The sequence below is a fragment of the Noviherbaspirillum denitrificans genome, assembly GCF_002211445.1.
Lineage (GTDB): Bacteria > Pseudomonadota > Gammaproteobacteria > Burkholderiales > Burkholderiaceae_D > Noviherbaspirillum > Noviherbaspirillum denitrificans.
This window is the reverse complement of sequence record NZ_LSTO01000001.1, coordinates 1,492,642-1,505,424: the sequence shown is the minus strand read 5'-3', so window position 1 is coordinate 1,505,424 and position 12,783 is coordinate 1,492,642. Positions and strand designations below refer to the sequence as shown.

The window sequence follows — 12,783 nt, the reverse complement described above, 5'->3', positions numbered from 1 at the left end:
CTTCTTCTCGCGCGCTACCGCCATGCTGACGTCGCTGATCTGTACCACGCAGTGGCGCGGCAGGCTGTCGATTTCCAGCGGCATGACATGCACCGCCTGCTGCATCCGGACACTGTTAGCCGCATCGGCTGGATTGGCGAAAAGCGGGAAGGGCGCCTTGTTCAGGGTTTGCGACAGCAGGGAGGCGAAGTTGTTTTCCAGTGCGGCGCGGATGGCGACGTGTGTGCGGCCATCGACCATGTCCGGGAAGACGCTTGCGAAAGTCTTGCCCTGGATGTTCGCGGATGCGAGTTGCGAATGCTGCTCCATCCACTGGTTCCAGATGACAATGCGCTGTTCGGCATCGATCACAATGATGCCGGCCCTGACTGTTTTCAGAACGCCTTGTAACAAGCTGAGTTGCATGGCTAGCCCATCAGCTTGGCAAGGTAATCATCGATATAGTGCTGCAGGTCGTGCAGTGCAGGCATGTCGAGCAGGAAGGCGACATAGCCGTAGATGTGGTGGCGCTCGATGTTGAAGTCGATCTTCAGCGTCAGCACCACGCCGTCCCACTCCTTGCCGGAGATGCCGAGGATGACGTCGCCGGTGCCGGCCATGTAGGTCGGAAGCGAGCCGCGCAATTCCTTGCCGGCCGCGTTGGCGAAGGACCCCATGCAGGAGTTGAGGATGATGTTGCCGATCTCGCTCATCGCCTCCTGTTCCATCTCGCTGAGTTCTTCCAGCGACATGCTCTGGCCGACCATCAGCCGGACGATTTCCAGGCTCTTGTCTTCCGGGAACATCAGGAAGGCTTCGGTGCTGAACGCGCCTTCGAAATGCTGCGCGACTGCCGAGATGCGGCGGCCTTCTGCGCTGCCCAGGGTCTTGGCGACTTCGGATCGGCTCTGGAAGGTAATCATGGGCACCGACATCGAGACTTCTTCGCCGACGATGCGGCTCATCGCCGCCGCCGCACGGCCCACTCCAAGGTTGAAAATCTCAACCAGGGCGTCGTGCTGGAGTTCGGTGAGCTGGAACATTACTGCTTCTTGAAGACCGTGATGATGCCGTCGATGCAGGCTTCGGTGATCGGCTTTTCGGCGAATTCAATGCCCAGCGCCTTGGCCTTTTCGCGGGTGGCGTCCTGCACGTTCGCGGTCAGCAGCGTGATGTGCGCAGCGGGGCACTTGGCCTGGATCTTGTCCACGGCGGCGAGACCGCCCATGCCAGGCATGTTGAGGTCAAGCAGGACGAGGTCAGGGGTAACGGTTTGCAGCTTGTCGATTGCTTCTTCGCCGCTGGCTGCTTCGGCGATGGTCCAGTCGGGGTGGCGGTTGAGGATGAACTGCCTGGAGAGCAAGCGGGATACCTTGCTGTCATCTACCACGAGAACGGTTGTCATTTTCGCATTGGTCTATTTGTGTTGAAGCAAAATAATGCTCTGGAGTAAGTCTAACACCCGATTACTTCCGCACGGACGTTCGACCGGATAAAAAATAGGGTTTTGAGACAGCGCAGCGCTTAAAATATCGCTTCTCTTTTCACTGCAATGCACCATGACCCAAGACGAACTGAAACAGGCGGTGGCCCGTGCCGCCATCGAGTATGTACCCAGCGGCGAAATCATCGGCGTCGGCACCGGTTCCACCGCGAATTTCTTCATCGATGAACTCGGCAAGATCAAGGATCGCATCAAGGGAGCGGTGGCATCCTCCGAAGCCACCGCGGCGCGCCTGAAGTCGCATGGCATTCCGGTCTTCGACCTGAACGACGTCGACTCGATGTCCGTCTACATCGACGGTGCCGACGAGATCGATCCGAAGGGCGCGATGATCAAGGGCGGTGGCGCGGCGCTGACGCGCGAGAAGATCGTTGCTTCCGTCGCCAACAAGTTCGTGTGCATCGCCGACGGCTCCAAGCTGGTCGATGTGCTGGGCGCTTTCCCGCTGCCGGTGGAAGTGATCCCCATGGCGCAGGCTGCGGTCGCGCGCAAGCTCAAGACCTTCGGCGGCGAACCGCGCCTGCGCATGAAGGACGGCCAGCCGCTCCTGACGGACAACGGCTGCATGATCCTCGACGTGGTTGGCCTGAAGATCACCGACCCGGCAGGCCTGGAAGCACAGATCAACAACATTCCCGGCGTCGTGACCGTCGGCCTGTTCGCGCAGCGCGGCGCCGACGTCGGCCTGCTCGGCACTGCGGAAGGTGTGAAGAAGTTGACGTTCTGATAGCGTTTCAGACATTAAAAAAGCCCGGTTCGCCGGGCTTTTTGTTTTTCGGGAGTGGCGCGCTTATTCGGAAGGCGGCACGTAACCCGTGGCGACATCTGCGCCGGAACCGAAGAAGTGGTTCTCCATCTGCGTCGCGAGGTACTTGCGGGCGCGCGCGTCGGCGAGGTTGAGGCGGTTTTCGTTGACCAGCATGGTCTGGTGCTTCAACCAGCCGGCCCATGCTTCCTTGGACACGTTCTCGAAAATGCGCTTGCCGAGGTCGCCCGGGTAGGGCGGGAAATCCAGTCCTTCGGCTTCCTTGTTCAGCTTGATGCAGTGGACCATGCGGGCCATGTTTTTTACTCCTTGTTTATCTGAGGGGCGTTGCCATATTGGAGGCAACGATTGTTTTAAAGTTGCTTGATCAATACCTGCGACTTACGTTGCCAGTTGTACATGTGCTGCCTGTCCTTCGGCAAGTCGTCCACGTTGGCGTGCATGAACCCGCGCTTGAGGAACCAGTGCGCCGTACGCGTCGTCAGCACAAAAAGCTTCTCGAATCCTGCCGCGCGTGCGCGGTTTTCCATGTGCTTGAGGATGCGTTCGCCGTCGCCCTGGCTTTGCACTTCCGGGTTGACGGTCAGGCATGCCATTTCGGCCATCTTTTCCTTCGGGAACGGATACAGCGCCGCGCAGCCGAAGATCACGCCGTCGTGCTCGATCACCGAGAAATACTCGATTTCCCGCTCGATCAGTTCGCGGCCGCGCTTGACGAGGGTGCCATCGGCTTCGAGGGGTTCGATCAGCTTCAGGATGCCGCCGACGTCCTCGATGGTCGCTTCGCGCAGGGTTTCCAGGTTTTCCGTGCTGACCATGGTGCCGACGCCGTCGTGGGTAAAGATTTCCAGCATGGCCGAGCCGTCGAGCTCGAACGGAACGATGTGCGCACGCGGCACGCCAGCGCGGGAAGCCTTCACGCAAGCCTGCAGGTAGAAGGCGGAATCCGGCGGCAGCACACTGCTCTTGAGCAGCGCATCCGCCTTCGCTGCAGTGAGTTCGCGTACGTCGCGGCCTTCGAGGTCCGACATCATCGGTGTCTCGGTGATGAAGATCAGTTTGTCGGCGCGCAGCGCGGTGGCTGCCGCTACGGCCACGTCTTCCATCGCAAGGTTGAATGCTTCGCCGGTGGGGGAGAAGCCCAGCGGCGACAGCAGCACGAGGCCGCCGGCACTCAGGATCGGATGGATGGTCTCATAAGCAATCTTGCGCGCGATGCCGGTGAACTCGAGGTCGACGCCATCGATGACGCCAAGCGGCCGCGCGGTGACGAAATTGCCAGAAATGATGCGGATCGCCGAATGGGCCATCGGCGTGTTCGGCAAACCCTGGCTGAACGCCGCTTCAATGTCGAGGCGCAGTTCGCCGGCCGCTTCCTTGACGCACTCCATCGCCGCCGCGTCGGTGATGCGCAGGCCGTTGTGGTAACGCGCGGTGAGGTTGCGCAGCGCGAGCTGCTCCTCCACCTGCGGCCGCGAGCCGTGGACGATGACGACCTTGATGCCCATGGCATGCAGAAGGGACAAGTCCTGGGCCAGCACCGGCAGGGCGCCCGACATCACCAGCTCGCCCGGGAAGGCGACCACGAAGGTCTTTCCCCGGAAGGCATGGATGTAGGGCGCGACCGAGCGCAGCCACTGAACGAATTGAATAGGGTTTTCCATGACGCGCATTATAATTCGCCCCGATATGTCTGCACCCGAACACGCCCAAAAAAGTCCCCCAAAGCCGCGCCGGCCCGAGGGCAAGCCCGTCGAGTCCGTCGTCCGCAACCCCTTGCCGCCGATTACCTTCCCCGAAGAGTTGCCCGTCTCGGGCAGGCGGAAGGAGATTGCCGACGCCCTGCGCGCGCACCAGGTCATCATCGTCAGCGGCGAGACTGGTTCGGGCAAGACGACGCAGTTGCCCAAGATCTGCCTCGAACTCGGCCGCGGCCAGAAGGGCCTGATCGGTCATACCCAGCCGCGCCGGATCGCGGCGTCCTCGACCGCCAAGCGCATTGCACAGGAAATCGGCTCGCCGCTCGGCGAGCATGTCGGCTTCAAGGTGCGCTTCACGGATACGCTGTCGAAGGGCGCCTCGGTCAAGCTCATGACCGACGGCATCCTGCTGGCCGAAACGCAGACCGATCCGCTGCTCAGGCAGTACGACACCATCATCATCGACGAGGCGCACGAGCGCAGCCTGAATATCGACTTCCTGCTCGGCTACCTGAAGCAGCTGCTGCCCAAGCGGCCGGACCTGAAGGTAATCATCACCTCGGCGACCATCGATGCGGACCGTTTCGCACGGCATTTCGGCCGGGGCGACAAGCCTGCGCCGGTAATCGAGGTGTCGGGCCGCCTGTACCCGGTGGAGGTACGCTACCGTCCGGTCGAGCCGTCCGACAAGCCGGAAGGAAAGCCTTCCGCACAAAAGGAACAACGCGACCTGATGGACGCGGTGGTCGACGCGGTGGACGAACTGGCCCGCCTCGGCCAGGGCGATGTGCTGGTCTTCCTGCCCGGCGAGCGCGAGATCCGCGATGCCGCTGAAGCATTGCGCAAACATCATCCGCCGCATGTCGAGATCCTGCCGCTGTTCGCCCGTCTGTCGGTGCAGGAACAGGAACGCGTGTTCAAGCCGTCGAATGCGCGACGCATCGTGCTGGCCACCAACGTCGCGGAAACCTCGCTGACGGTGCCGGGTATCCGCTACGTCGTCGACACCGGCCTGGCGCGCGTCAAGCGCTACAGCTACCGCAACAAGGTCGAGCAATTGCAGATCGAGCCGGTGGCGCAGTCCGCGGCCAACCAGCGTGCGGGCCGATGCGGCCGCGTGGCGGCGGGCGTGTGCATCCGCTTGTACGAGGAGCAGGACTACCTGCAGCGGCCGAAATTCTCCGATCCCGAAATCCTGCGTTCTTCGCTCGCCGCGGTCATCCTGCGCATGAAGTCGCTGCGGCTGACCGATGTCGAAACCTTCCCGTTCATCGAGCCGCCGATGGGCCGCGCGATTGCCGACGGCTACCAGCTGCTGCAGGAACTGGGTGCGGTCGACGATGCCAACCAGCTCACGGCACTCGGCCGCCAGTTGGCGAAGCTGCCGCTCGACCCACGCGTTGGCCGCATGATCCTGGCCGCGCGCGACAACCACGCGCTGAACGAAGTGCTCATCATTGCGTCGGCACTCTCCGTGCAGGACCCGCGCGACCGTCCGATGGAAGCGCAGGAGGCCGCCGATAACGCGCACAAGAAATTCGCCGACGAGAAGTCCGAATTCCTCAGCTACCTGAAGATCTGGAAGTGGTTCGAGGACGCCATCGAGCACAAGAAATCAAACAAGCAGCTGATGGATAACTGCCGCGCGAACTTCCTGTCGCAACTGCGCCTGCGCGAATGGCGCGATGTGCATTCACAGCTGCTGACGCTGGTGCGCGAGCAAGGCTGGCGGCTCAATGAAACGCCGGCCACGTATGAGCAGTTGCATACCGCGCTGCTGACCGGCTTGCTCGGCAACGTTGGCTACAAGATGGACGACGAGCAGCACTATCTCGGCGCGCGCGGCATCAAGTTCTTCATCTGGCCGGGCTCGCACCTGGCGAAGAAGGCGGGGCGCTGGATCATGGGCGCCGAACTTGTCGACACGACGCGCCTGTATGCGCGCTGCATTGCGCAGATCCAGCCCGAATGGCTGGAGCGTGTCGGCGGACACCTGCTGAAGAAATCCTACGGCGATCCGCGTTGGGAAAAGCGCACCGCCCAGGTTTCCGCTTATGAACGCGCGACGCTGTACGGCCTGGTGGTCTACAACCAGCGCCGGATCGATTTCGGCTTGATCAATCCGGCGCAGGCGCGTGAGATCTTCATTCGCGATGCACTGGTGGCGGGCGAGTTCGACACGCGCGCGCCTTTCCTCGCGCATAACCAGAAGCTGGTGCGCGAGATCGAGAACCTCGAACACAAGTCACGCCGCCTCGACGTGCTGGTGGACGAGGAGCTGATTGCTGCTTTCTACGACAAGCTGATCCCGCAGGATGTCCATACCGGTATCGCGTTCGAGAAATGGCTGAAGGAAGCGACGGCGAAGAATCCGAAGCTGCTGCACCTGAACCGCGACGACCTGATGCGGCACGAAGCCGCCGGCGTGACAACGGACCTGTTCCCTAAGACGATGCAGGTGGCAGGCGTGGCGATGACGCTGACCTACCACTTCGAACCGGGCAGCCCGCGCGATGGCGTGACGATGACGATTCCGCTGTTCGCCCTGAACCAGGTCTCGGCCGAACGTTGCGAATGGTTGGTGCCCGGCATGCTGAAGGAGAAGGTGCACCTGCTTCTGAAATCGCTGCCGCAGAAGCTGCGCCGCCACTGCGTGCCGCTGCCCGATTACGCGGCCGGATTTTGCGATCGCGCCGAATTCGGCAAGGGCAACCTGATCGACGCGGTGATCGCTGACGTGCGCGAGCAGACGAGCGTGACAGTCAAGACCACCGACTTCAAGCTGGAGACTCTGCCGGCCCACCACTTCATGAATTTCAAGGTGGTGGACGAGCATGGACGCCAGCTCGAGATGGGCCGCAACCTGTCTTCGCTGCAGGCGGAGTTCGGCGGCCAGGCACGCGAGCAATTCCAGAAGCTGGCGGAAAAGACGACGATCGCGCCCGCCGAGCAGGGCGCCAAGTCGGGGCCGGCGGAGGCACCGGCGGCAACCGTGTCCGAATTCCAGAACCTGACCACCTGGTCCTTCGGTGAACTGCCCGAACTGCTGGAAATCCAGCAGGGCAAGCAGACACTGATCGGCTTCCCGGCGCTGGTCGACCGGCAGTCGCACTGCGACCTCGAAGTGTTCGACGACCCGGCGGAAGCCGCGCGCGTGCACCGTAACGGCCTGCGCCGGCTGTTCTCGCTGCAGCTGAAGGAGCAGCTCAAATACCTCGAGAAGAACGTTCCCAACCTGCAGCAGATGGGCATGCAGTTCATGTCGCTTGGCACGCAGGAAGAACTGCGCGAGCAGATCATCCAGGCCGGGCTGGAACGCGCCTGCCTGCAAGACCCGTTGCCGAAGAGCGCCGAGGAATTCCACAAGCGCAAGGATGAAGGCAAGGCGCGCCTCGGGCTGCTGGTGAACGAAATTGCACGGCTCGCGGCGCAGGTGCTCGCTGAGTACTACACCCTGCCGAAGAAGCTGCAGGGCGCGAAGGCGCACGCTCAGAGCGCGGCCGACATGCAGTCACAGTTGCAGGCACTGGTGGGCAAGCGCTTTATCGCGGACAACGATTACACGCAGCTCGCGCATTTCCCGCGCTACCTCAAGGCGATCAATGTGCGCCTCGAAAAGCTGCGCGCCGACCCTGCGCGTGACGCGCGCCTGATGGCGGAGTGGTCGCAGGTCGCGGCACCCTGGCAACGCGCGCTGAAGGATCGCCAGAAAAGTGCAGATCCGAGGATGGTGGAATTCCGCTGGCTGCTGGAAGAGCTGCGCGTGTCCCTGTTTGCGCAGGAGTTGCGCACGCCGATGCCCGTGTCCGTGAAGCGCCTGCAGAAGGTGTGGGAGTCCATGCAGCGTTGAACCTGACGTTATTTCTCTTGCGCAGCTTTCCAGCAATAATGCGGATCGGTTGATATTGTTCAATTGATAACTTTGTGCCGCCGATATAGTGGCTTCACACATCCTTATCCGATTGGGAGCAGGAAATGCGAAGACCAGGCACTGAAGCGTACTGCGAGCTGCACGGAGCGTGCGCATGAAGCACGTCATCATCGGCAACGGCCCGGCCGGCGTCATCGCCGCCGAGACGATACGCAAGAATGCACCCGATGACGAGATCACGGTCATCGGCGACGAAGCGGAAGTGCCGTATTCGCGCATGGCGATTCCCCAATTTCTGGCCGCCGACATCAATGAAGCGGGTACGCACCTGCGGCGCGACAGGGATTATTTTTCGCGTCTGCGCATCGATCTCGCCTATGGCCGCGCGGTGCATGTCAGCGGCCGCTCGCGCACCGTCAAGATGGAAGACGGCAGCGCAATCGCATTCGACAAACTGCTGATCGCTAGCGGCGCATCGCCGCGTATTCCTGTCATTCCCGGCATCGGATTCCCCGGCGTGCACGCCTGCTGGACGCTGGAGGAGGCGCGCCGCATCCAGTCCCTCGCGCAGCCCGGATCGCGCGTAATCCTGATCGGGGCGGGATTCATCGGCTGCATCGTGATGGAAGCGTTGCTTGCACGCGGCGTCAACCTGACGGTGGTTGAAAGGCGTGACCGCATGCTGCCCAACATGATGGGCAAGAAAGCGGGCGACCTCGTGCAGCGCTGGTGCGAGCGCAAAGGCATCCGGGTGCTCACCTCGACCCGGGTCGTTGCCATCGGCAGCAGCGACCTGACGCGCGAGGGGCCCGTCCATCTTGTGCGATTGTCGAACCGCGAACAGATTGCCGCCGACCTTGTCGTTTATTGCGTCGGAACGATGCCCAATGTTTCCTTCCTCAAGGGCAGCGGCATCCGGTGCCAGCAGGGTGTGGTGGTCGATTCGACGATGCAGACGAACGTGGCGGGTATCTATGCCGCCGGCGACTGCGCGGAAACCTTCGACAGCGTGACCGGGCAATCCGTCATATCCGGTGTGCAGCCAAACGCGGCGGACCAGGCGTATTGCGCGGCGCTGAACATGACGGGGCGCCATGCCTTCCAGCGTGGGGTGCGGCAGATCGACGTGGTCGATACGCTCGGGTTGATTTCCTCTTCCTTCGGCAACTGGCAGGGTGTGCGCGGCGGGCAATGGGTGGAAGTCGCCGACGAGCGCAATTACCGCTATCTGCGGCTGGAGTTTTTCAGGGATGTTCTTGTCGGCTGCAATGCGGTGGGGATCACCGAGCACGCCGCCATCCTGCGCAGCCTGATTCGCAATCACGTCCATCTCGGCGAGTGGAAGGACCGCCTCCTGCACGATCCGACACGTTTGAAGGAAGCCTATGTGGCCTGCGTCGAGCAGCAATATGTGGACGAAGCGTCATCGTTCCATCAGCCGATGGTGCGCCGGCCGGAGGTTTTCCGCCACGCGGTCTAGACGATTCGATAACAGTCCCTGCTACCGCACCTGATCCAGGTCAATTCCGCCCTGTCGGCCTGCAAGTTTGATGGCCGGCAGGGGGTTTTCGCGTAAAATCGCGGGAATTCGTCGCTTGCGACGCCCCGCAATCCTCCTCTCCCGCGAAAACAATGAGCATCAAATCCGACAAGTGGATCCGCCGCATGGCCCAGGAACACGGCATGATCGAACCGTACGAGCCCGGCCAGGTACGCCATGTCGACGGCCAGAAGATCGTCAGCTACGGCACCTCGTCCTACGGCTACGACATCCGCTGCGCCAATGAATTCAAGATCTTCACCAACATCAACAGCACTATCGTCGATCCGAAAAACTTCGACGAGAAGTCCTTCGTGGATTTCAAGGGCGATGTTTGCATCATCCCGCCGAACTCCTTCGCGCTGGCTCGCACAGTTGAATACTTCCGCATCCCGCGCAAGGTGCTGACCATCTGCCTCGGCAAGTCTACTTATGCCCGCTGCGGCATCATCGTGAACGTGACACCATTCGAGCCGGAATGGGAAGGCTACGTAACGCTGGAGTTCTCCAATACCACGCCGCTGCCGGCGAAGATCTACGCGGGCGAAGGCTGCGCGCAGGTGCTGTTCTTCGAGAGCGATGAAGAGTGCGAGGTGTCGTACAAGGACCGCGGCGGCAAATACCAGGGCCAGCATGGCGTGACCCTGCCGAAGACCTGATCCTCCCCGGACAGGCAAAAAAAAATCCCTCCCCATGCGAGGGGAGGGACAGGTAAGGGGTAGGGTGTTCGCTATACGTCAGCAGTACTTCAACCATCCTGCCCCCAACCCAAGCTTCCCGTGCGGGGAAGCGGCCCTTCTCTGGAGCTTTGGATTTGCATGCGTGTCCAGAGTGATGATGGGGGACAAATGCCGAAACGGTTGTTTCCGAACTGCGATAGCTGTTGCCAAATGTAAGTCGTGTCAGGCCGCGACCTTGGTCGCACGTTTCTCCACGAATTCGCGCAGTCTCACCTGAACTTCCGGGCTCGTTTGCACGAGCGCGGCCAGCAGCGATTCGGTGAACAGCCCATCGTTCGCCGACATGTCCCAAATCTTGTTGATGCCCGCGACAATCGAGTAGTTCGAGAGCGGCGCGTTGGAGGCGATCTTGTGCGCCAGCGACATCGCCTGCTCGAATGCCTTTCCGGGTTCCACCAGGTAGTTCAGGAGGCCGGTCTGCATGCCTTCCTCGCCTTGCATCACGCGTCCCGTCAACATCAGTTCGATCATCCTGTTGGGGCTGATGAGGCGCGCCACCCGCACCGTCGCTCCGCCGCCGGTGAAAATTCCCCATTGGCCTTCCGGCAGGGCGAAATAGGCAGTGCGGTCGCCTACCCGCACATGCGCGGCGCCGGCCAATTCCAGTCCACCGCCGACGACCGCGCCCTGCAAGGCGGCGACGACCGGAATGCCGCCGTGCTGTATGCGGTCAAACGCCCGGTGCCAGCCCTGGCATACGCGCATGAACTCCGCGGGGCTGCGTTCCTTCGTGTGGTGCTCCTTCAGGTCGAGCCCGGCACAGAAATGCGGGCCTTTTGCGGCCAGTACGATGGCGCGTGCCTCGGCCGGCGGCCGCGAGAAGTAATGTTCGAGTTCCTCGACGGCTTGTTCGTCGAGCGCATTGCGGCGCTCGGGACGGTTCAGCATCACGACTGCTACGGCACCTTCCATGCGTGTTTCAAAGCTTTGGTAGATCATCGCCGGTCTCCTTGATAATTAACAAAACGCGCCATTCCCTTTCATCGATCGAACGAAAGGGTGCCAACTAATTAAAAGCTAGTCTAGATCCCGATTCTTTCCAAAGTTGGCGGATCACGCCAACAGATATACAAAATGCGCCATAATTTTCAGTATGAGCAAAGCTGCACCGCAGACCTCCGTTACCGTTTCCGCGCATTTCATGCGCGAAATGCTGGCGTTCGTACAGACCCGGCACGGCATGGATGCTGCTTGCGCGGTCCTGGCGGAAGCGGGGATCCCGCTGCCCCTGCTTGCGCGGCCCGAGGCGCGCATCACGCGACCTCAGTTCGTCGCGTTGTACAAGTCCGTCGCGGCGATACTCGATGACGAGATGCTCGGCCTGTGGTCGCGTCCCATTCGAAGTGGCACGCTGAAATACCTGATGCTCAGCCTGCTCGACGCCCCGACGATACAGACGGCGCTCTACCGCTTCGTACGCTTCTGGAACCTGTTGCTCGACGACTACCGCCTGCAGATGTCGCGACGGAATGAATGGGTCAGGATTGCGCTGGTGAAGAGGCGCCCGGATGCGCCGGCCAGGTTGCTCGGCCATGAACTCATGATGAAACTGGTCCATGGCGTTTCCTCCTGGCTGCTCGGCAGGGATATCCATATCCTGCGCATCGAGCTGGCGTTTCCCCGCCCGGCGCATGCCGACGATTATGTGTTTCTCTATCCAGCCGAGGTATGCTTCGATTCGAACGAAAGCAGCATTTATCTCGCGGAGCAGGACTGCGCATCGTCCTTCAATCGCGAGCGGCACCAGCTGTGGTCATTCCTGAAGCGGGCGCCGGAGGACTGGACGTTCAGCTCCTTCCATCGCGGCTCCATGAGTGCGAGGGCACGCGCGTTCCTGGAGCCCCGGCTCGACCAGGCGGTCACCATCCGGCATGTCGCCGAGGCACTGCATCTTTCCGTAAGGACGCTGAACAGGAAGTTCGCGGAAGAGGAAACGCATTTTCAGCAGATCAAGGATGCGCTCAGGCGGGACATCGCGATCCACCGGCTCACGCACTCGGATGTGCCGGTCACCAACCTTGCCCTGGACCTGGGCTTTTCCAACCCGGCCGCCTTTTGCCGCGCCTTCAAGGAGTGGACCGGGAGTACGCCGACCGCATACCGGAAGGGATCGCGTTCGGCTTAAAGTTCTCGGGGCGCGCCCGCGAGCTTGTCCGGATTGCGCACGACGAACACGGCGACGATTTTTCCGGATTCAATCAGGAAGGATTGCGCCGACTCGATTTTCCCGTTGACGTAGCGCAGCAGGCCGGCCTCGCCGTTGATGCGCGCCATCCTGTATTCGACCTGACCCTGGTTAGCATGCTCGACCGACCAGAACACGCCAGCAATGCGTCCCGCGCCCCGGAGGATGCGATGGAACGACGGTGTCTTGCCCCCACCGTCGCTGACGAGGCTGACGTCCGGGGAAAGCAGCGCCTTCATCGCATCGCGGTCGGCGCGGCCCGCCGCCTGCATGAAGGCAGCCAGCAGCGCACGGTGCGCATCGGGCGTGGCCTGGAAGCGCGGGCGCGCATCCAGCACTTTTTCCTGGGCGCGGTGAACCAGCTGGCGGCAGCTCGCTTCCGACTTCCCGAGCAGCGCGGCGATATCGGCATAGTCCTGGTCGAAGGCCTGGCGCAGCAGGAAGGCTGCGCGCTCTTCCGCGCCGAGGCGCTCTAGCGTCCAGAGCAGCGCGAGCGAG

12 protein-coding genes are annotated in these 12,783 nt (G+C 61.8%); 5 read left to right on the top strand and 7 right to left on the bottom strand.

Translation table 11 applies throughout. The annotated features are described in order from the left end of the window. The 3 genes from AYR66_RS29425 to AYR66_RS07475 form a co-directional block, all read right to left on the bottom strand. On the bottom strand, positions 1-405 hold a 405-nt coding region (locus AYR66_RS29425; RefSeq protein ID WP_206047098.1), incomplete at its 3' end, for a PAS domain-containing protein. A gap of 2 nt (positions 406-407) precedes the next feature. Continuing rightward, the gene (locus AYR66_RS07480) at positions 408-1,022 is read right to left on the bottom strand and encodes a chemotaxis protein CheX (RefSeq protein ID WP_088706985.1); all 615 of its coding nucleotides are present in this window, start codon (positions 1,020-1,022) and stop codon (positions 408-410) included. Then, positions 1,022-1,384, bottom strand: coding sequence for a response regulator (locus AYR66_RS07475; RefSeq protein WP_088706984.1), 363 nt, complete (start codon positions 1,382-1,384; stop codon positions 1,022-1,024). Before AYR66_RS07475 ends, AYR66_RS07480 begins: the two co-directional genes overlap by 1 nt. A gap of 154 nt (positions 1,385-1,538) precedes the next feature. Here AYR66_RS07475 and rpiA point away from each other — a divergent pair, with 154 nt between their 5' ends. Continuing rightward, positions 1,539-2,210, top strand: coding sequence for a ribose-5-phosphate isomerase RpiA (gene rpiA / locus AYR66_RS07470; RefSeq protein WP_088706983.1), 672 nt, complete (start codon positions 1,539-1,541; stop codon positions 2,208-2,210). A 63-nt stretch (positions 2,211-2,273) separates the two neighbouring features. On the opposite strand, the gene AYR66_RS07465 is transcribed toward rpiA, so the two are convergent. Both AYR66_RS07465 and argA read right to left on the bottom strand, forming a co-directional pair. Then, positions 2,274-2,546 (bottom strand): oxidative damage protection protein, encoded by a 273-nt coding sequence (locus AYR66_RS07465; protein ID WP_088706982.1) that lies wholly within the window; start codon positions 2,544-2,546, stop codon positions 2,274-2,276. Positions 2,547-2,602: 56 nt separating this feature from the next. Beyond that, complete coding sequence (gene argA, locus AYR66_RS07460) at positions 2,603-3,913, bottom strand: amino-acid N-acetyltransferase (protein ID WP_088709673.1); 1,311 nt, start codon at positions 3,911-3,913, stop codon at positions 2,603-2,605. 25 nt (positions 3,914-3,938) lie between these two features. On the opposite strand from argA, the gene hrpA reads away from it, so the two are divergent. The 3 genes from hrpA (at position 3,939) to dcd (ending at position 10,019) form a co-directional block, all read left to right on the top strand. Further along, positions 3,939-7,799: an ATP-dependent RNA helicase HrpA gene (gene hrpA / locus AYR66_RS07455; RefSeq protein ID WP_170942093.1), complete on the top strand. Its 3,861-nt coding sequence runs from the start codon at positions 3,939-3,941 to the stop codon at positions 7,797-7,799. Between the two features lie 175 nt (positions 7,800-7,974). Then, positions 7,975-9,300, top strand: coding sequence for an NAD(P)/FAD-dependent oxidoreductase (locus AYR66_RS07450; protein WP_088706980.1), 1,326 nt, complete (start codon positions 7,975-7,977; stop codon positions 9,298-9,300). A 152-nt stretch (positions 9,301-9,452) separates the two neighbouring features. After that, on the top strand, positions 9,453-10,019 hold the full coding sequence (dcd, locus tag AYR66_RS07445; RefSeq protein WP_088706979.1) for a dCTP deaminase: 567 nt from the start codon (positions 9,453-9,455) through the stop codon (positions 10,017-10,019). A gap of 243 nt (positions 10,020-10,262) precedes the next feature. Here the strand turns inward: dcd and AYR66_RS07440 are convergent, their stop codons facing one another. Next, complete coding sequence (locus tag AYR66_RS07440) at positions 10,263-11,039, bottom strand: crotonase/enoyl-CoA hydratase family protein (protein WP_088706978.1); 777 nt, start codon at positions 11,037-11,039, stop codon at positions 10,263-10,265. Positions 11,040-11,193: 154 nt separating this feature from the next. Between AYR66_RS07440 and AYR66_RS07435 the strand changes: the two genes are divergently transcribed. After that, positions 11,194-12,225, top strand: a complete 1,032-nt coding sequence (locus AYR66_RS07435; RefSeq protein WP_234814848.1) for an AraC family transcriptional regulator — start codon at positions 11,194-11,196, stop codon at positions 12,223-12,225. Here AYR66_RS07435 and AYR66_RS07430 read toward each other — a convergent pair. Continuing rightward, positions 12,222-12,783, bottom strand: a 562-nt coding sequence (locus AYR66_RS07430) for a sigma factor-like helix-turn-helix DNA-binding protein (protein WP_272938325.1), incomplete at its 5' end; no start/stop codon positions are given. The genes AYR66_RS07435 and AYR66_RS07430 overlap by 4 nt on opposite strands.

Excerpts from the sequence above, each read along its gene's own strand:
- argA (WP_088709673.1), bottom strand. The coding sequence starts at position 3,913 with ATGGAAAACCCTATTCAATTCGTTCAGTGGCTGCGCTCGGTCGCGCCC.
- dcd (WP_088706979.1), top strand. The coding sequence starts at position 9,453 with ATGAGCATCAAATCCGACAAGTGGATCCGCCGCATGGCCCAGGAACAC.
- AYR66_RS07475 (WP_088706984.1), bottom strand. The coding sequence starts at position 1,384 with ATGACAACCGTTCTCGTGGTAGATGACAGCAAGGTATCCCGCTTGCTC.
- AYR66_RS07450 (WP_088706980.1), top strand. The coding sequence starts at position 7,975 with ATGAAGCACGTCATCATCGGCAACGGCCCGGCCGGCGTCATCGCCGCC.
- hrpA (WP_170942093.1), top strand. The coding sequence starts at position 3,939 with ATGTCTGCACCCGAACACGCCCAAAAAAGTCCCCCAAAGCCGCGCCGG.
- AYR66_RS07480 (WP_088706985.1), bottom strand. The coding sequence starts at position 1,022 with ATGTTCCAGCTCACCGAACTCCAGCACGACGCCCTGGTTGAGATTTTC.
- rpiA (WP_088706983.1), top strand. The coding sequence starts at position 1,539 with ATGACCCAAGACGAACTGAAACAGGCGGTGGCCCGTGCCGCCATCGAG.
- AYR66_RS07435 (WP_234814848.1), top strand. The coding sequence starts at position 11,194 with ATGAGCAAAGCTGCACCGCAGACCTCCGTTACCGTTTCCGCGCATTTC.
- AYR66_RS07440 (WP_088706978.1), bottom strand. The coding sequence starts at position 11,039 with ATGATCTACCAAAGCTTTGAAACACGCATGGAAGGTGCCGTAGCAGTC.
- AYR66_RS07465 (WP_088706982.1), bottom strand. The coding sequence starts at position 2,546 with ATGGCCCGCATGGTCCACTGCATCAAGCTGAACAAGGAAGCCGAAGGA.